This is a genomic window from Peptoniphilus lacrimalis DSM 7455, from assembly GCF_000378725.1.
GTDB lineage: Bacteria > Bacillota > Clostridia > Tissierellales > Peptoniphilaceae > Peptoniphilus_A > Peptoniphilus_A lacrimalis.
The window spans coordinates 29,878-49,355 of the sequence record NZ_KB900368.1 but is presented as its reverse complement, the minus strand read 5'-3'; the positions used below and the strand labels follow the sequence as shown (position 1 = coordinate 49,355).

General features: G+C 34.6%; 19 protein-coding genes. 18 read left to right on the top strand and 1 reads right to left on the bottom strand.

All coding sequences use genetic code 11. The features are described from left to right. The first annotated feature begins 2 nt into the window (after positions 1-2). The 5 genes from F594_RS0101675 to F594_RS0101660 all read left to right on the top strand — a co-directional run bounded on the left by F594_RS0101675 (position 3) and on the right by F594_RS0101660 (position 4,512). A complete protein-coding gene (locus F594_RS0101675) occupies positions 3-998 on the top strand; it encodes a bifunctional lytic transglycosylase/C40 family peptidase (protein WP_001842741.1) in 996 nt (331 codons plus the stop codon). Next, on the top strand, positions 995-1,930 hold the full coding sequence (locus F594_RS0101670) for a conjugal transfer protein (protein WP_001224320.1): 936 nt from the start codon (positions 995-997) through the stop codon (positions 1,928-1,930). Before F594_RS0101675 ends, F594_RS0101670 begins: the two co-directional genes overlap by 4 nt. 274 nt (positions 1,931-2,204) lie before the next feature. Further along, positions 2,205-2,291: a tetracycline resistance determinant leader peptide gene (locus tag F594_RS09480; RefSeq protein WP_011058339.1), complete on the top strand. Its 87-nt coding sequence runs from the start codon at positions 2,205-2,207 to the stop codon at positions 2,289-2,291. A gap of 15 nt (positions 2,292-2,306) precedes the next feature. Then, the gene (gene tet(M), locus F594_RS0101665; RefSeq protein ID WP_000691736.1) at positions 2,307-4,226 is read left to right on the top strand and encodes a tetracycline resistance ribosomal protection protein Tet(M); all 1,920 of its coding nucleotides are present in this window, start codon (positions 2,307-2,309) and stop codon (positions 4,224-4,226) included. Positions 4,227-4,344: 118 nt separating this feature from the next. Then, complete coding sequence (locus F594_RS0101660; RefSeq protein WP_000336323.1) at positions 4,345-4,512, top strand: cysteine-rich KTR domain-containing protein; 168 nt, start codon at positions 4,345-4,347, stop codon at positions 4,510-4,512. A gap of 59 nt (positions 4,513-4,571) precedes the next feature. On the opposite strand, the gene F594_RS0101655 is transcribed toward F594_RS0101660, so the two are convergent. After that, on the bottom strand, positions 4,572-4,925 hold the full coding sequence (locus F594_RS0101655) for a helix-turn-helix transcriptional regulator (protein ID WP_001227347.1): 354 nt from the start codon (positions 4,923-4,925) through the stop codon (positions 4,572-4,574). A 504-nt stretch (positions 4,926-5,429) separates the two neighbouring features. Here F594_RS0101655 and F594_RS0101650 point away from each other — a divergent pair. The 13 genes from F594_RS0101650 (at position 5,430) to F594_RS0101590 (ending at position 19,363) form a co-directional block, all read left to right on the top strand. Then, positions 5,430-5,852 carry a sigma-70 family RNA polymerase sigma factor gene (locus F594_RS0101650; RefSeq protein ID WP_000804885.1) on the top strand — a complete coding sequence of 141 codons (423 nt, stop codon included), beginning with the start codon at positions 5,430-5,432 and terminating at the stop codon, positions 5,850-5,852. Then, a complete protein-coding gene (locus F594_RS0101645) occupies positions 5,849-6,079 on the top strand; it encodes a helix-turn-helix domain-containing protein (protein ID WP_000857133.1) in 231 nt (76 codons plus the stop codon). The genes F594_RS0101650 and F594_RS0101645 overlap by 4 nt, the downstream gene beginning before the upstream one ends. 460 nt (positions 6,080-6,539) lie before the next feature. Continuing rightward, on the top strand, positions 6,540-6,743 hold the full coding sequence (locus F594_RS0101640) for an excisionase (RefSeq protein ID WP_000814511.1): 204 nt from the start codon (positions 6,540-6,542) through the stop codon (positions 6,741-6,743). 81 nt (positions 6,744-6,824) lie between these two features. Further along, positions 6,825-8,042, top strand: a complete 1,218-nt coding sequence (locus F594_RS0101635; protein ID WP_001291561.1) for a tyrosine-type recombinase/integrase — start codon at positions 6,825-6,827, stop codon at positions 8,040-8,042. Positions 8,043-8,491: 449 nt separating this feature from the next. Next, positions 8,492-10,237 (top strand): ABC transporter ATP-binding protein, encoded by a 1,746-nt coding sequence (locus F594_RS0101630; RefSeq protein ID WP_000810928.1) that lies wholly within the window; start codon positions 8,492-8,494, stop codon positions 10,235-10,237. Continuing rightward, the gene (locus F594_RS0101625; protein ID WP_000947369.1) at positions 10,231-11,964 is read left to right on the top strand and encodes an ABC transporter ATP-binding protein; all 1,734 of its coding nucleotides are present in this window, start codon (positions 10,231-10,233) and stop codon (positions 11,962-11,964) included. Before F594_RS0101630 ends, F594_RS0101625 begins: the two co-directional genes overlap by 7 nt. 81 nt (positions 11,965-12,045) lie before the next feature. Then, on the top strand, positions 12,046-12,627 hold the full coding sequence (locus F594_RS0101620) for an MptD family putative ECF transporter S component (RefSeq protein ID WP_000715596.1): 582 nt from the start codon (positions 12,046-12,048) through the stop codon (positions 12,625-12,627). After that, on the top strand, positions 12,627-13,361 hold the full coding sequence (locus F594_RS0101615) for an energy-coupling factor transporter transmembrane component T (RefSeq protein ID WP_000393369.1): 735 nt from the start codon (positions 12,627-12,629) through the stop codon (positions 13,359-13,361). Before F594_RS0101620 ends, F594_RS0101615 begins: the two co-directional genes overlap by 1 nt. A gap of 2 nt (positions 13,362-13,363) precedes the next feature. Beyond that, entirely contained in the window at positions 13,364-14,839 is a 1,476-nt protein-coding gene (locus tag F594_RS0101610) for an ABC transporter ATP-binding protein (RefSeq protein ID WP_000569070.1), read from the top strand. 31 nt (positions 14,840-14,870) lie between these two features. Further along, positions 14,871-16,223 carry an MATE family efflux transporter gene (locus tag F594_RS0101605; protein WP_000806658.1) on the top strand — a complete coding sequence of 451 codons (1,353 nt, stop codon included), beginning with the start codon at positions 14,871-14,873 and terminating at the stop codon, positions 16,221-16,223. A 315-nt stretch (positions 16,224-16,538) separates the two neighbouring features. Beyond that, positions 16,539-16,955 (top strand): sigma factor-like helix-turn-helix DNA-binding protein, encoded by a 417-nt coding sequence (locus tag F594_RS0101600; protein WP_000238205.1) that lies wholly within the window; start codon positions 16,539-16,541, stop codon positions 16,953-16,955. Positions 16,956-17,433: 478 nt separating this feature from the next. Further along, positions 17,434-17,595 carry a hypothetical protein gene (locus F594_RS09615; protein ID WP_000376605.1) on the top strand — a complete coding sequence of 54 codons (162 nt, stop codon included), beginning with the start codon at positions 17,434-17,436 and terminating at the stop codon, positions 17,593-17,595. A gap of 91 nt (positions 17,596-17,686) precedes the next feature. Beyond that, positions 17,687-19,363, top strand: a complete 1,677-nt coding sequence (locus F594_RS0101590; protein WP_019034337.1) for a recombinase family protein — start codon at positions 17,687-17,689, stop codon at positions 19,361-19,363. Positions 19,364-19,478 lie beyond the last annotated feature (115 nt).

The following is a 19,478-nucleotide window of genomic DNA, read 5'->3' as shown; positions in this document are numbered from 1 at the left end:
AGTTGAAAACTTTAGTGATTGGTGGTTCTGGATTATTCTTGATGGTCTTCTCACTGCTTCTGTTTGTTGCCATTTTATTTTCAGATGAACAGGACAGCGGAATTTCCAATATTCATTATGGAGGTGTGAATGTTTCCGCAGAAGTGCTGGCTCATAAGCCTATGGTAGAAAAATATGCCAAAGAATATGGCGTTGAAGAATATGTCAACATACTTCTTGCGATTATACAGGTGGAATCGGGCGGTACTGCGGAAGATGTTATGCAGTCCTCGGAATCCCTCGGTCTTCCACCTAATTCATTGAGTACAGAAGAATCCATTAAGCAAGGTGTGAAGTATTTCAGTGAATTATTAGCCAGTAGCGAAAGGCTCAGTGTAGATTTAGAATCGGTTATCCAGTCCTACAATTATGGTGGTGGTTTCTTAGGGTATGTGGCTAATCGTGGAAATAAATATACCTTTGAACTGGCTCAAAGTTTCTCAAAAGAGTATTCAGGTGGCGAAAAAGTGTCTTACCCCAATCCCATAGCCATACCTATCAATGGGGGCTGGCGATACAACTATGGCAATATGTTTTATGTGCAACTGGTAACGCAGTATCTTGTCACAACAGAGTTTGATGATGATACGGTACAAGCCATCATGGACGAAGCACTGAAATATGAGGGCTGGCGATACGTTTACGGTGGAGCTTCCCCGACTACTTCTTTTGATTGTAGCGGACTGACACAATGGACGTATGGAAAAGCTGGAATTAACTTACCACGAACCGCACAACAGCAATATGATGTGACCCAGCATATCCCACTATCGGAAGCACAAGCTGGCGATTTGGTTTTCTTTCATTCTACCTATAACGCTGGCTCTTATATTACTCATGTTGGGATATACCTTGGCAATAACCGTATGTTTCATGCAGGCGACCCAATCGGTTATGCCGACTTAACAAGCCCCTACTGGCAACAGCATTTAGTGGGAGCAGGACGAATCAAACAATGAGAAAGGAAGATTTAATGATGAAATTTAGAAAAAATCAGAATAAAGAAAAACAGATACCAAAGGAAAAGAAACCTCGTGTCTACTATAAGGTCAATCCTCATAAAAAGGTTGTGATTGCCTTGTGGGTACTTTTAGGGCTTAGTTTCAGCTTTGCGATATTCAAGCACTTTACAGCTATAGATACTCATACTATTCACGAAACAACTATCATAGAAAAGGAATACGTTGATACTCATCATGTAGAAAATTTTGTAGAGAACTTTGCGAAAGTCTACTATTCATGGGAGCAATCCGATAAGTCCATTGATAATCGAATGGAAAGTCTAAAAGGCTATCTGACAGATGAACTTCAAGCTCTCAATGTTGATACAGTACGCAAAGATATTCCTGTATCGTCTTCTGTAAGAGGATTTCAGATATGGACGGTAGAGCCAACTGGCGACAATGAGTTTAATGTAACCTACAGTGTAGACCAGCTCATTACAGAGGGAGAAAATACAAAGACCGTCCACTCTGCTTATATAGTGAGTGTCTATGTAGATGGTTCTGGAAATATGGTACTGGTTAAGAATCCGACCATTACCAACATACCTAAGAAATCAAGTTATAAACCAAAAGCCATTGAAAGTGAGGGGACGGTTGATTCCATTACAACCAATGAAATCAATGAGTTTTTAACGACGTTCTTCAAGCTCTATCCTACAGCGACAGCCAGTGAACTTTCCTACTATGTGAATGACGGGATATTAAAACCAATCGGAAAAGAGTACATCTTTCAAGAACTGGTAAATCCTATTCACAATCGTAAGGATAATCAAGTCACGGTATCGCTGACAGTGGAGTATATCGACCAGCAGACCAAAGCAACGCAGGTATCTCAATTTGATTTGGTACTTGAAAAGAACGGGAGTAATTGGAAGATTATAGAATAACAAATATTGGTACATTATTACAGCTATTTTGTAATCACGTACTCTCTTTGATAAAAAATTGGAGATTCCTTTACAAATATGCTCTTACGTGCTATTATTTAAGTATCTATTTAAAAGGAGTTAATAAATATGCGGCAAGGTATTCTTAAATAAACTGTCAATTTGATAGTGGGAACAAATAATTGGATGTCCTTTTTTAGGAGGGCTTAGTTTTTTGTACCCAGTTTAAGAATACCTTTATCATGTGATTCTAAAGTATCCAGAGAATATCTGTATGCTTTGTATACCTATGGTTATGCATAAAAATCCCAGTGATAAAAGTATTTATCACTGGGATTTTTATGCCCTTTTGGGTTTTTGAATGGAGGAAAATCACATGAAAATTATTAATATTGGAGTTTTAGCTCATGTTGATGCAGGAAAAACTACCTTAACAGAAAGCTTATTATATAACAGTGGAGCGATTACAGAATTAGGAAGCGTGGACAAAGGTACAACGAGGACGGATAATACGCTTTTAGAACGTCAGAGAGGAATTACAATTCAGACAGGAATAACCTCTTTTCAGTGGGAAAATACGAAGGTGAACATCATAGACACGCCAGGACATATGGATTTCTTAGCAGAAGTATATCGTTCATTATCAGTTTTAGATGGGGCAATTCTACTGATTTCTGCAAAAGATGGCGTACAAGCACAAACTCGTATATTATTTCATGCACTTAGGAAAATGGGGATTCCCACAATCTTTTTTATCAATAAGATTGACCAAAATGGAATTGATTTATCAACGGTTTATCAGGATATTAAAGAGAAACTTTCTGCCGAAATTGTAATCAAACAGAAGGTAGAACTGTATCCTAATATGTGTGTGACGAACTTTACCGAATCTGAACAATGGGATACGGTAATAGAGGGAAACGATGACCTTTTAGAGAAATATATGTCCGGTAAATCATTAGAAGCATTGGAACTCGAACAAGAGGAAAGCATAAGATTTCAGAATTGTTCTCTGTTCCCTCTTTATCATGGAAGTGCAAAAAGTAATATAGGGATTGATAACCTTATAGAAGTTATTACTAATAAATTTTATTCATCAACACATCGAGGTCCGTCTGAACTTTGCGGAAATGTTTTCAAAATTGAATATACAAAAAAAAGACAACGTCTTGCATATATACGCCTTTATAGTGGAGTACTACATTTACGAGATTCGGTTAGAGTATCAGAAAAAGAAAAAATAAAAGTTACAGAAATGTATACTTCAATAAATGGTGAATTATGTAAGATTGATAGAGCTTATTCTGGAGAAATTGTTATTTTGCAAAATGAGTTTTTGAAGTTAAATAGTGTTCTTGGAGATACAAAACTATTGCCACAGAGAAAAAAGATTGAAAATCCGCACCCTCTACTACAAACAACTGTTGAACCGAGTAAACCTGAACAGAGAGAAATGTTGCTTGATGCCCTTTTGGAAATCTCAGATAGTGATCCGCTTCTACGATATTACGTGGATTCTACGACACATGAAATTATACTTTCTTTCTTAGGGAAAGTACAAATGGAAGTGATTAGTGCACTGTTGCAAGAAAAGTATCATGTGGAGATAGAACTAAAAGAGCCTACAGTCATTTATATGGAGAGACCGTTAAAAAATGCAGAATATACCATTCACATCGAAGTGCCGCCAAATCCTTTCTGGGCTTCCATTGGTTTATCTGTATCACCGCTTCCGTTGGGAAGTGGAATGCAGTATGAGAGCTCGGTTTCTCTTGGATACTTAAATCAATCATTTCAAAATGCAGTTATGGAAGGGATACGCTATGGTTGCGAACAAGGATTATATGGTTGGAATGTGACGGACTGTAAAATCTGTTTTAAGTATGGCTTATACTATAGCCCTGTTAGTACCCCAGCAGATTTTCGGATGCTTGCTCCTATTGTATTGGAACAAGTCTTAAAAAAAGCTGGAACAGAATTGTTAGAGCCATATCTTAGTTTTAAAATTTATGCGCCACAGGAATATCTTTCACGAGCATACAACGATGCTCCTAAATATTGTGCGAACATCGTAGACACTCAATTGAAAAATAATGAGGTCATTCTTAGTGGAGAAATCCCTGCTCGGTGTATTCAAGAATATCGTAGTGATTTAACTTTCTTTACAAATGGACGTAGTGTTTGTTTAACAGAGTTAAAAGGGTACCATGTTACTACCGGTGAACCTGTTTGCCAGCCCCGTCGTCCAAATAGTCGGATAGATAAAGTACGATATATGTTCAATAAAATAACTTAGTGTATTTTATGTTGTTATATAAATATGGTTTCTTGTTAAATAAGATGAAATATTTTTTAATAAAGATTTGAATTAAAGTGTAAAGGAGGAGATAGTTATTATAAACTACAAGTGGATATTGTGTCCTGTATGTGGAAATAAAACACGATTAAAGATAAGGGAAGATACTGAATTAAAAAAATTCCCCCTCTATTGTCCGAAATGCAGACAAGAAAATTTAATTGAAATAAAGCAGTTCAAAGTAACTGTGATTACAGAGCCAGACGCAAAGACGCAGAGCCGATAAAATGAGATTAATACAATCTCATTTTATCGGCTCTTTCCGTTATGTATGGATTCTTTTAATTAGTCTTCGATGTTTCTTGCTTCGTTGATACCGCTGGCTAAAGATTCCATTAAGGATAGTTCTTTGTCTGTAAAGCTATCCATGTATTTCTCTATCTGTAATCGTCGGGTGCTTTTTACCAAGTTATTAGCAGGTAAGAAAAATTCATCAACGGAAACATGAAGTAACGATACAAGGTCATAAAGAACTTGTATGCTGGGGTGTTGCCCTTTATTTTCAATATTAGTTAAGTACCGTGGGTCAATTTCAATCAATGCTCCCACTTGTTCACGAGTTAAACCTCGTTTCAATCGAGCTTCTTTAATGGCTAAACCAAAGGCTCTAAAATCATATTTATCTTCTTTTTTACGCATAGTAGACCACCTCTATACATTTTATTGTTCCTACTGAATTAAAAACAGGTATAGAAAAACGTGTTATATGGTTTATAGGTTTATATTTAATAAAAAGCACTACTAAACGCCAATAAAAAAAACCGTTATATGGTAGTGCTATTTACGCTGTTAAAATATTGTATATTACTTCCAAATGGCGGTTTGTTGGAGGTCAACGTCGCCATGAAGTACATCATATACAATAAATTTCCTTACATTGGGTTCTTGTCAAAAAAAGTCGTCTATCTGCAATAGATAAGTACGTCCACCAATGTGGTTTTATAAATCATATAGATAGAATAACAGAAGCATGTAAACAGAGAAATAAATCTGTTTATATGCTTTTTTGGCTATTCAGAACTTTTTTACAAAGTTTATTTATCAGTAATGCAACAAATCCCCCTTTCACATTGGGACTAAGAGTGAAAGGAGATAAACGAGCAAGGCTCACTTCCTTTCCTAGACAGAAAGGGGGTGAGAAACATGAAACCATCTTCTTTTCAGACCACAATAGAAAATCAGTTTGACTATATCTGTAAACGTGCTATGGAAGACGAGCGAAAGAATTATATGCTTTATCTTTCAAGGATTGCAAAGCGTGAGGTGTCCTTTTCGGATGTTGGCGATTATCTTGTTAGCCAGTTTGCGACAACAGATAACTATTCAACTGACTTTCAGATTTTTACACTCAATGGGTTATCAGTAGGCGTTGAAAATGATTTGTTGAGTGAAGCATTACGTGAGTTGCCAGACAAGAAACGTGAAATTCTACTGCTGTTTTACTTTATGGACATGAGCGATTCAGAAATTGCAGACCTGTTGAAATTGAACCGTTCTACTGTCTATCGGCATAGAACCAGTGGACTAGCCTTAATTAAAAAGTTTATGGAGGAATTTGAAGAATGAAAACACAATATCCTATGATTCCCTTTCCTCTCATTGTAAAGGCAACAGATGGCGATACCGAAGCGATTAACCAGATTCTACATCATTACAGAGGGTACATAACGAAGCGTTCCCTACGACTTATGAAAGATGAATATGGCAATCAAAGTATGGTCGTTGATGAAGTCTTACGTGGAAGAATGGAAACCAGACTGATTACAAAGATTTTGTCATTTGAAATTAAGTAATATCCTCTCTCCTTTCGTGGAAGCGTGCTAAACCATTCCACGCTTCCCGAACAGGGAGGTTTGTTATTCCACCAAAGCATATTGAGCTTTCAATGTGTTTTGATAGGCTAACGAGCCATTGTTCTTTGAAAACTGAATAAAAGTAATCGAATACGTTTCGATAAGAAAAGAGCCAACGGAACTAACCGCCATGACCTATCTTATAAAGATAGCGAGCGATTCATGTTAGTGATCCGAGAAGCAATCTTTAGCAGGATTGCCTGCAACGACATTCTTATCGTGATAATGATACTCCCATACAGTCAATAGTCCGAGCGTGATAAAACCGTCGCAGGCAATGAGTATGGCTACATGAGAACCATGCAGGGGTGGAACTCCCGTGAGCTTTGCTAAAGCTGTTCGATTGCTGGTAAAACAACTTTTATGAAATCCAAATAAGTGATTTGGAAAGGAGGATTTTATGAAGCAGACTGACATTCCTATTTGGGAACGTTATACCCTAACCATTGAAGAAGCGTCAAAATATTTTCGTATTGGCGAAAACAAGCTACGACGCTTGGCAGAGGAAAATAAAAATGCAAATTGGCTGATTATGAATGGCAATCGTATTCAGATTAAACGAAAACAATTTGAAAAAATTATAGATACATTGGACGCAATCTAGCGTCGCCAAAGGGTCTTGTATATGATAAAATAGTATTAAGTCGTATCAAGGCTCTTTCCATAAAGGAAAGGAGCAAATGCCATGTCAGAAAAAAGACGTGACAATAAAGGTCGAATCTTAAAGACTGGAGAGAGCCAACGAAAAGACGGAAGATACTTATACAAATATATAGATTCATTTGGAGAACCGCAATTTGTTTACTCGTGGAAACTTGTGGCTACAGACCGAGTACCAGCAGGAAAGCGTGATTGTATCTCACTTAGAGAGAAAATCGCAGAGTTACAGAAAGACATTCATGATGGTATTGATGTTGTAGGAAAGAAAATGACACTCTGCCAGCTTTACGCAAAACAGAACGCTCAAAGACCAAAGGTTAGAAAAAACACTGAAACTGGACGCAAATATCTTATGGATATTTTGAAGAAAGACAAGTTAGGTGTAAGAAGTATTGACAGTATTAAGCCATCAGACGCTAAAGAATGGGCTATTAGAATGAGTGAAAATGGTTATGCTTATCAAACCATCAATAACTACAAACGTTCTTTAAAGGCTTCATTCTATATTGCTATACAAGATGATTGTGTTCGGAAGAATCCATTTGACTTTCAACTGAAAGCAGTTCTTGATGATGATACTGTCCCTAAGACCGTACTAACAGAAGAACAGGAAGAAAAACTGTTAGCCTTTGCAAAAGCTGATAAAACCTACAGCAAAAATTATGATGAAATTCTGATACTCTTAAAAACAGGTCTTCGTATTTCAGAGTTTGGTGGTTTGACACTTCCAGATTTAGATTTTGAGAATCGTCTTGTCAATATAGACCATCAGCTATTGAGAGATACTGAAATTGGGTACTACATTGAAACACCAAAGACCAAAAGTGGCGAACGTCAAGTTCCTATGGTTGAAGAAGCCTATCAAGCATTTAAGCGAGTGTTAGCGAATCGAAAGAATGATAAGCGTGTTGAGATTGATGGATATAGTGATTTCCTCTTTCTTAATAGAAAGAACTATCCAAAAGTGGCAAGTGATTACAACGGCATGATGAAAGGTCTTGTTAAGAAATACAATAAGTATAACGAGGATAAATTGCCACACATCACTCCACATAGTTTGCGACATACATTCTGTACCAACTATGCAAATGCAGGAATGAATCCAAAGGCATTACAGTACATTATGGGACATGCTAATATAGCCATGACGCTGAACTATTACGCACATGCAACATTCGATTCTGCAATGGCAGAAATGAAACGCTTGAATAAAGAGAAGCAACAGGAGCGTCTTGTTGCTTAGTAGTACAAATGAATTTACTACTTATTTACCACTTCTGACAGCTAAGACATGAGGAAATATGCAAAGAAACGTGAAGTATCTTCCTACAGTAAAAATACTCGAAAGCACATAGAATAAGGCTTTACGAGCATTTAAGAAAATATAAAAAGATAATTAGAAATTTATACTTTGTTTCAAAGAAAAAGAATATAAAATCAGAAGTCCCTAAAAATGCAATGCATTTGTTAAACCATGCTTATATTAATGCATTGTGTGAAATTATAATACATTCTCAAACAGAAGAAGAAGTAAAGTTAAACACAAGAATAGTTTCGAAGTTTTTTTATGATGGATGGGAGAAATTACGAGGTTTTTAAATATAAGGGAAAGGGTATTAAGCGCCCTTATATTTTTTAAAATAAAGATAACTAAGTTAGCTAATTAAGTTATTTTATTTGGAGGTGTTGATTATGAAACAAAAAAGTCCTGCTACTATATTGTGGGAGCTTGCAAAAAAGGAACATTCAAAGTTAAAAACATCTGTATTTATAGCGAGTATCGGTGTTATTGCAGGGATTATTCCATATATTGCAGCAAGTCGTATTTTAGTTGAATTGTTAAAGGGAAATGAGGATTTTAAAATTTATTCTTTATGGTTAGGAATAGGATTGTTATCCTACATCTTAAAATCATTTTTATACTCTATGGCTTTATCTGTATCCCATAAAGCAACTTTTAGTGTACTGAAAGATGTTCGTTTAAGAATGCTTGAAAAACTTCCAAAGATGCCATTAGGAGAAATAATCTCTGTTCCAAGCGGAAACTTTAAGCAGATTATAGTGGATCAGGTTGAAAGTATGGAGAAACCGCTCGCTCACCTGTTGCCTGAAATGACATCGAATCTCTTAGGTTCTTTGAGTATATTTATTTACTTATTATTTCTTGATTGGAGAATGGCTCTTTTATCATTAGTATCCATTCCTGTGGGAATGCTTTTTATGGGACTCGTAATGAAAAATTATGCTGTTCAATATGAAGGATCTGTAAAGGTAAATCGAGAAATGAATTCTGCAATTATTGAGTACGTCAATGGAATAGAAGTGATAAAAACATTTAATCAAGACAAGAGATCGTACGCAAAGTACAAAGATAAAGTCATTGCAAATGCAAGATACTTTTATGAATGGATGAAGAGCTGTCAGTTACCTGTATCTTTATCTAAAAATATATCTCCTACTACAATGATAACAGTGCTTCCATTTGGTTGGTATTTCTACATTAGCGGCAGTTTAAGTGCAGAAGTATTTATATCTGTAATTATTCTATCTTTAGGTATTGCAGGACCTTTACTTGAAACAATCAATTTTGTTGATGGTCTTGCTAAGATAGGAACTATTGCTAATTCTATTAACTTAATTTTAGAAGGAAAAGAACAAAAGCATTCTGATAGAGAAGTAACTATCCAGCAATATAATATTGATTTACAAAATGTAAAGTTTGGATATGAAGAAGAAAAAGAAATTCTTCATGGAATATCCCTAAACATAAAAGAAGGGACAACAGTGGCTTTTGTTGGACCAAGTGGAAGTGGCAAGTCAACTTTAGCAAAATTAATAGCTGGATATTGGGATATTACGGAAGGAAATATAAATATTGGTGGATACAATCTTAATGAAATTCCATTAAAGCAATTATATAGTTTAACTGCCTTTGTTTCGCAGGATAATTTTTTGTTCAACGAAAGTATTAGGGAAAATATCCGAATGGGTAATCCAAGTGCCAGTGATAAAGAAGTAGAAGACATTGCTAAGAAATCGGGTTGTCATGATTTTATTATGAAAATGGAACATGGTTACGATACGGTTGTCGGAAGTAGTGGGAGCCATGTTTCTGGTGGAGAAAGGCAAAGAATATCAATAGCGAGAGCAATGCTCAAAAATGCACCTATTGTAATACTTGATGAAGCTACTTCATATATAGATCCTGAAAATGAAGTGATTATAAAGCAAGCTTTATCAAAGCTTATAAAAGATAAAACGGTGATTATTATTGCTCATAGGTTATCAACTATAACAGATGCAGAACAAATATTCTTAATTGAGAATGGAAAACTTGTTTCATACGGTAAGCATGATGAATTATTAAAAGGTTGTGAATTATACCGAAATATGTGGAACGCTCATATAGGAACAAAGGATGGTGGGATGAAATGTTAAGTGCTTTAAAAAAGATTTTAGATTTCTCAGGTGATGAAAAGAAAAATGTATATCACTCTATATGGGTAAGTTTTTTGTTTGCGATTTTTCATATGCTTCAAATCAGTGCTATTTATTTTATAGTGAAAGCAATTGTCCAAAAAGACATGAGCATGATGCCCGCGTGGATCGCGTTAATACTTCTTGTTATTAGCATAATCGGAAGAAGTGTTACAAATTATTTTTCACAATTACAGCAATGCCATGCAAGTTATTTCATGGTGGCAAATAAAAGAGTAGCAATAGGTGAAATGTTAAAAAAAATACCTATGGGATTTTTCAATGAAAACAATATTGGTGAAGTGGTTGGAATTTCTACAACTGTTTTAGAAGATGTAGAAAATACCGCAGCAATGGTTATGGTAAATACATTATCAGGTTTTATAAACACGATAATATTTACAATAATGATTTTAGCATTTGAGTGGAGAATAGGTTTTATTGTTGCAATTGGATGCCTATTGTACTTATTTGTTCTCTCAAAAATGGAAAGCAAATCAAGGAGTGTTCTTCCTAAAAGACAAAAAGCATCTGCTAAATTAGTTGATGCCATTTTAGAACAAATTGGAGGAATGTCTGTTATAAAATCCTTCAATTTAACAGGGAAAGGAGATGAAAAAGTCAGAGGTGCTATTGAAAATAGTAGAAAAATAAATCTTGATTGTGAAAAACTGTTTACACCTTATACGATTTTGCAAAATATTCTTTTGGATTTGTTTAGCATTTTGATAATAGGTGCAGGTATTTTCTTTTATATCAATGGAGAACTCTCATTCTTAAATACAGTTATGACGATTATAATTTCTTTTCTTGCTTTTTCTCAAATAAAATTGGCAGGAAGTGCAACAACTTCTCTCAGAGTTGTTAGTGGATCTATTGAGCAAACAAAGAAGTTAGAGAAATTTCCACAGATGGATATTGATGGAAAAGACATAAAGCCTACTACTTTCGATATTTCTTTTGATAATGTAGAGTTTTCTTATTCAGGCAAAAAAATCCTTGATGATATTTCTGTCAAGATACCACAAAACCAAATGACAGCTATAGTTGGACCTTCAGGAGCTGGAAAAACTACATTTTGCAATTTGATAGCGAGATTTTGGGATGTAGAGAAAGGAGAAATCAGCATAGGTAAACATAATATTAAAGAATATTCATTGGAGTCATTAATGAGACAAATTAGTATGGTTTTTCAAAATGTTTATTTATTTCAAGACACTATTGAGAACAATATAAAGTTTGCCAAGCCAGATGCTACACATGATGAAGTTATAGAAGCTGCAAAGAAAGCGTGTTGTCATGAATTTATTATGAAGCTTCCTGAACAATATGAAACAGTTATAGGAGAGGGAGGTGCAAGTTTATCTGGTGGAGAAAGACAAAGAATATCAATTGCAAGAGCAATGATAAAGAATGCACCTATTATTATTTTCGATGAAGCTACTGCAAATGTAGACCCTGAAAATGAGGATAAATTGCAGGTTGCTATGGAGGAACTCACAAGAAATAAAACAGTAATAATGATAGCACACAGACTAAAGACAATAAAAAATGCAAACCAAATACTTGTTTTAGCAAATGGAAAAATAAATCAAAAAGGCACACATGAAGAGCTAATTCAAGCAGAAGGTATCTATAAAAATTTTGTTGAGGCACGACAAAAGGCAGTTAATTGGAAACTGTCATAAGTGAAAATGATTTATATGAGAATTATTCAAATATAGCTCATGTAGATTTATATTATTTTAATTTAAGGAGGATTAAAAAAAATGAAAAAGGGATTGTCAGCTAAAGATCTAATCAATGTAGGAATTTATACAGCTATTTATTTAGTTCTGTTTTTTGTAATAGGGATGATGAATGCAATACCTATCTTATACCCAGCTATCTATCTTCTAATTCCTATAGTCACAGGAATTCCCTTTATGTTGTTTTTAACTAAAGTAGAAAAATTTGGCATGGTTACGATTATGTCAATTATTATCGGTGTGTTTTGGTATTTTATGGGCTATACATGGTTAGCGTTAGTGGGATATATTCCATTTGGAATTATCAGTGATCTGGTTATGAAATCAGGTGGTTTTAAGAGTTTTAAAAAGAATGTTATTGGATTTTGGCTATTTTCTTGCGGAATGATAGGTTGTCAAATGCCAATGTGGGTAATGGCAGATACCTATATGGAAGGTGTTAAGCAACAAATGGGAGAACAATATGCACTTGCACTCGCAAAATATATGCCTTCTTGGATGGGGATTGCTGCATTTGGAATTATTTTTATCGGCTCAGTTATTGGTGCAAATTTAGGGAGGAAAATGCTTAAGAAACACTTTGAGAGAGCGGGTATCATTTAATGGAAGAGTATGAGGTATACAAACCGAATAAACCAAAGGGCTTTTTCTTAGATCCTCGTACTAAAATTTTATTTATGATATTTATAACAACCATAATGTCTGTCGGATATAAGGATATTTTAGTTAGCCTTATATCCGCCATTGTGGCAATAGCATTATTATTATCTAATAAACAATTTAAGATATCTTTCATTTATGGAGGGCTATTTACCTTGGCTATTATGGCACACTTTACGAAAGATATGTACACATTGCCTACACTCATAAATACAATTTCAGTATTGTTGAATGCCTTAATTTTAAGACTATTTCCAATTTTTATGTTGGGATATTATGTTGTAATGTCCACAAAAACGAGCGAGTTTATAGCAGCCATGGTAAAGTGGAAAATTCCCAATGCATTTATTATTCCAACAGCAGTTGCATTCAGGTTTATTCCAACTTTGAAAGAAGAACACAACTCTATTAAGACTGCTATGAAAATGAGAGGAATTAGTTTTAAAAATAAAAAGGCGTGGAAAAATCCAAGCTTATACTTGGAATATGTAACAATACCTTTAATCGTTTCTATTGCAAAAATAGGTGATGAATTGTCGGCGGCGGCAATAAGTAGAGGATTGGGAGCTTTGAAAAAGAGAACTACTGTAGTAAAAGTAAAGTTTACTATATATGATTTGCTCATTTTACTCTTTTCAATTGCCTTTACAGGACTATTTTTATATAGGAGGGGATAGCATTGATTGAATTTAAAGACGTGTCATTTACTTATGATAGCGGGAATAAGAATGCTGGAATTTATAATATTAATTTAAATATCAATGCTGGTGAAGTAGTTGTATTTTGTGGTGAGTCCGGTTGCGGAAAAACTACAATAAGTAGGTTGATAAATGGGTTAATTCCCGGGTATTATTCCGGAAATTTGACTGGTAGCGTTATTGTAAATGAACATGAAATTTCTAAAAACTCTATTAATGAATTGAGTCAATATGTAGGATCAGTATTTCAAAATCCAAGAACTCAATTTTTCAATGTAGATTCAACAAGTGAAATTGCATTCGCCTGTGAAAATTTTGGGATTTCAAGAGAAGAAATTTGTAGAAGAATTGGCAAGGTAACAAAAGAATTAAATATAAAAGATTTGCTTGATAAGAGTTTGTTTTCTATGTCAGGAGGAGAAAAACAAAAAATTGCTTGTGCTTCTGCTGCTGTTATGGAGCCTGAAATCTATGTATTAGATGAGCCATCTTCTAATTTAGATATACAAACTATAAAAATGTTAAAAGATATCATAAAAAAATGGAAAGAAAAAAAGTCAACTGTGGTTATTGCAGAGCATAGACTACAATATTTAATAGATATTGCAGATAGATTTATTTATATGAAAGATGGGGAAATTAACAAAGAATTTTCTTGTGTTGAGTTCAAAGAATTGTCTAATAGCACTTTAAATGATATGGGATTAAGGAGTATACACACTATTGACACCAATAGCCGTATGAAAAATATAGAATCTAAGGAACAAATAGAGATTAAGGATTTTATGTTTAGTTATGGGAAAAAACCGTTTCTTGAAATTCATGATGCTGTATTACCTCAAAAATCTATTGTGGCTGTTTTAGGAAATAATGGTTCTGGAAAATCAACTTTTTCAAAATGCTTATGTGGAGTTGAAGAAAAAGCAAAAGGAACCTTGAAGATAGAAACAAAAAATTATGATACAAAAGAAAGATTGAAAAAATGTTTTATGGTGATGCAGGATGTTAATCACCAATTATTTACCGAATCAGTTAAAGAAGAAATTCTTTTGAGTATAGAGAACGATGAAAATAAAGAAGAAAAGGTCGATGAAATATGTAAAAAGTTAAATTTAATGGATTTTATAGATTGCCATCCAATGTCATTATCCGGAGGGCAAAAACAAAGGGTTGCAATTGCAAGTGCTATCGCTTCTGATAGGACAATACTGATTTTGGACGAACCTACAAGTGGTTTGGATTTTAAGAATATGAAAGAAGTTTCTAATGAAATGATGAGGCTTAAAGAGGACGGAAAAACTATTTTTATTATTACACATGATCCGGAATTAGTAGAATGTTGTTGTGATTATTTTATGTTTATGGAGAATGGAAAATTAAAATGGCACGGTGGTAAGAATGAAAAAAATATAAAGGCAATTAAGGAATTTTTCAATCAAACAAATAATTGCCTATAAAAATATAAATCAAAACAAGGGAGGACAAAGAATGAAACAAGATATGAAAGAACAACTATTGATCAAAAGACCAATAGATTTACTATTTCAGCTATCTATTCCGGCGGTTATCGGAATGATAGTAATAGGTCTTTATCCACTAATGGATGGAATCTTTGCGGGAAATATTATAGGGCAAACTGCAATGACTGCCTGCGGCGTTGCGATGCCACTTACTTTTTTTAACAGCGGGGTGTCTACACTTCTTGGTGTAGGTTCTGCATCTGTTTTATCACGAGCGATTGGTAAAGGAGATCAGAACACCGTAGATAAAATCATGGGCAACCTGATTTTCTGGGTGATTTTGTTTTCGGCGATCATAACAGTTGGCGGAATACTACTTGCACCACATTTTTTAGATATGGTCGGTGCAACAGGTGAGATCAAAGCTTATGGTATCAGATACCTAAGAGTAATCTTTATCGGTTCCCTCTTTGTAAATTTTACACAGTCCGCAAACATGGTTATGCGTGGCGAAGGTCTAATGAAAAAAGCCATGATGATAATGGGACTTGGAGCTTTACTGAATATCATTCTTGATCCGATTTTAATGACAGTTATGGGTGAATACGCCATTGAAGGTGCTGCCCTTGCAACGATTACAGCACAGTTTGTTCAGGCGGTTGTAACGCTGCACTACTTCCTGAAAAAGAGTAAAGTCGTTAAAATTCATAAGATTAAGTCCGATGAAGCAATAAAAAAAGAAATGTTTGGAGTAGGCTCATCAGCTATGATGATGCAGCTTCTGTTCATGATTCAACAGACTATGCTTTATAAAATGGCATTTAAGTATGGCGGAGATCCAAACGGAATTTTGATGGCAGCATCGCTTCGTGTATATGCCTTTTCGTTTATTCCACTTTGGGGAATGAGTCAAGGATTGCAGCCTGTTGTCGGAACAAACTTCGGAGCAAAGCAATATTACAGAGTAAGGCAAGCAATGAAGGTATTTTCTATCGGAGGACTTGTTCTTGCAGCAGTCTTTTGGATTCCATCATTGCTGTTATCAAGTCAGATACTTTCCTTATTTGGAGTAGAAGCAAGTATCATAACACAGGGAGTTGGGAATTTCAGACTGTTCTATTCCGTATTTATTTTATATGGAGTAATGGTCATGAGCATTACATTTTTCCAATCTATTGGGAACGGAAAGAAAGCGGGGATTATTGTTATGCTTAGACAGCTATTCCTATTTGTTCCTGCAATGATTCTTCTGCCAATGGTATTTGGAGTAAAAGCTGTTTGGTTCACACAGCCCCTTGTTGATTTCATTATGATTGTTGTTGGAATCTTCATGATGCTTGGAGAACTAAATAAGATGAGCAAAGAAAAAGTACAAGCATAAGATTTTTTATTATGTGCGTGGATACCTGAAATAGTAGAAGGGCTTAATTTATGAGGAATAGTTAGTTGTAAAATGGAGGGACAGGATATGATAAAGGCTATATATTTCTTTGAAGTTATAACTCAAAACAAAATCCTTCCTTTTTCTTATAAGATTTACAGTTGTCTGTCTTTCCATATTCTCGTCTAAACAATTAAATATAGTAAAAGAAAGAACAGGTTTCTTTCATTTCAGAGGACTTCTTATGCCAAGATGCAGGAGTCCTCCTTTTTTGTCTGAAAAACAAATAGACAAAAAAGAAATGGAGGAAACTTTATGGTAAAAGAGTATTACCTTTATGTCAGAGGGCAAAAGGTAAAAGTCAGTGAAGATATTTATAAAGTCTACTGGCGAGAAAAAGAACACGAAAAGTATTTAGAGCAGGTGGACAAGAAAAACCACTTGCTCTTTTTTTCATCATTGGATCATGATGGACATTTTATAGATAACCTTGCTGATGAAAGCGTTGATGTAGAAAAGATTGTTGAAACACAGATGATGATTGAGGCAGTCAGAAATGCTATATCAAAACTAAACGATGAGGAAAGGGACATCATAGAGCGTTTGTATTTCAATGATGAAACGCTATCAAGCATAGCGAGAGGTAAGAAAGTGAGCTATCAAGCTATACAATGGCGAAAAAACAATATTCTTAAAAAGCTAAAGGTGCTTTTGAAAGAATTTATAAAGTAAACGCCTTGTAGATGGGGGCAGATTTTCCTTTATAAATTGAAGGGAGATCTGTCCTTATATTTTATTTAAGGAAGTGATGAAAACCATAAAGTTGAAGAGAATCTCTCTTAAAGCCGTTAGGCTATTGTTCCTTGAAAACTGAATAGACCAAGGTAGGACTTTATCTACTTGTGGAGGATTATGACTTACGCCATGACCTTTCTGCTGAGAATAATTTCGGTTTAATGAATACTGAGTGAGTCAAGGAAACAAGAAAGCGAGCGATAAATAAGAATACATAAAAACAGATTTGGCAACCTGTTCAATGAAGCAAGTAGTGATAATGATACTTCAATAGTTTAAGCCGGCTCGTCTGGAATAAGAGGCGGAGGTGAGATTCCTATGTTGCTGCCAAGCACCTACCAAAGTCGTTAAACTTAAAATATAGAAGAAAACATATTTTGATTATAGAAAGTTTGTAAAGGAAGGAGGGGTGTCTGTGGATAGTGACTGGAATGGATTGGCTGATTTAATAGCAAATCTGATTACAAAATATGCTGGTGTTTTAGATTTAGATAATCTGCCCGATCCAACGCCAGCAAAAAATCAAGAGATTAAAAATAGTTTTGACATGGCAAAAACACTAATTGAGGCGGACTAATAAAGGTGTTATAATATACTTGAAATGATAGTCCAAACTTAAATTCAAAAATTTATATATGATATAGAAAAATTATATTGAGGTTAATGCTATGTCAAAAGAAAAAATAAAAGTATACCTCTATACACGAGTATCTACGTCAATACAGATAGAGGGGTATTCGTTAGAGGCACAAAAATCAAGAATGAAAGCTTTTGCTATTTACAACGATTATGAAATTGTTGGAGAGTATGAAGATGCCGGAAAGTCTGGCAAGTCTATTGAAGGTAGAATTCAGTTCAATCGAATGATGGAAGATATAAAATCTGGAAAAGATGGAGTGTCTTTTGTTCTTGTGTTTAAGTTATCAAGATTTGCAAGAAATGCCGCTGATGTTCTTTCTACACTTCAGATAATGCAGGATTATGGAGTTAATCTTATTTGCGTTGAAGATGGCATTGATTCATCTAAAGATGCCGGGAAACTAATGATTTCTGTTTTATCAGCTGTGGCTGAAATAGAAAGAGAAAACATACGTATTCAAACAATGGAAGGTCGCATTCAAAAAGCAAGGGAAGGAAAGTGGAATGGCGGCTTTGCTCCGTATGGATATAAACTTGAAGATGGCAAGCTATTTATAAATGAGGAAGAGGCAATTGCCATAAGAACGATTTTCGACCAGTATGTAAATACTACGATAGGAGCCAATGGGATATCTAAATACTTAGAGAATCATGGAATTAGAAAAATCCCAAGACAGAATGGTAAGAATCCTTTGTTTGATGCAGGTCTTATAAGAAAGATATTAAAGAATCCTGTATATAATGGGAAAATAGCATTTGGAAGAAGAACTTTAGAAAAAGTTCATGGTACAAGAAATGAATATAAGCAGGTTGAACAAGATGAGTATCTAATATCTGAAGGGATACATGAAGCTATAGTTTCCGATGAAGTTTGGCAAGCTGCTCAGGTTAAGCTAAAATCTCAAGCAAAGAAATATGAGCATGTGAATAAAGGAAAAGATACACGCACACACTTGCTTTCTGGAATTGTAAAATGCCCGATATGTGGAGTGGGAATGTTTGGAAACAAGTGTATCAAGAAAAAGAAAGATGGCACAAAGTATAAAGATTTTTATTACTATGGTTGTAAACATAGGCAGATGATAAGAGGTCATAAGTGTACTTTCCGTAAGCAAATTAGAGAAGAATTGTTAGATGATGCTGTTGCAGAGGTAATTGTCAAGATTGTAAGTAATCCGAAATTTGCTTCTATGATGCAAGAGAAAATCAACATGAAGGTGGATACCTCTGAAATAGAAACAGAAATAGATAATTACCAAAAGGAATTGAGGAAGTGTCATTCTACAAAGTTTAAGCTAATTGAGGAAATAGATAATTTAGATGTTGAAGATAAGCACTATAAGAGAAGGAAACAGGATTTAGACGACAGACTTTATCGCATGTATGACAAAATAGATGAATTAGAATCATCACTAATTGATGCGAAAGCAAAGAAACAGACTATTGAAGCTGAAAAGCTTACAGGAGATAACATATATAAGGTTCTGATCTATTTTGATAAGCTCTATAAAGTCATGAATGATGTAGAGCGTAGACAGTTAATTACAGCTTTGATTTCTGAAATTCAAGTTTATGAAGAAAAACAGCCTAACGGACAATGGCTAAAATCAATTACTTTCAAGCTTCCGATTATAGAAGAAAATCTCAACATAGGTTTGGACAATGATGAGCACGTTGAAGCTATAGCGTTGATACAAAAGATGTAAACTTAGAAATCCTGCATTTTAAGCAGTTTTATAAGCATTTTGTCTTTGATAAAGATGAAGAAGGATACGTCAAAAAGAATCAGAAAAACTACATGGATGTAAGAGTAGTTTTGAG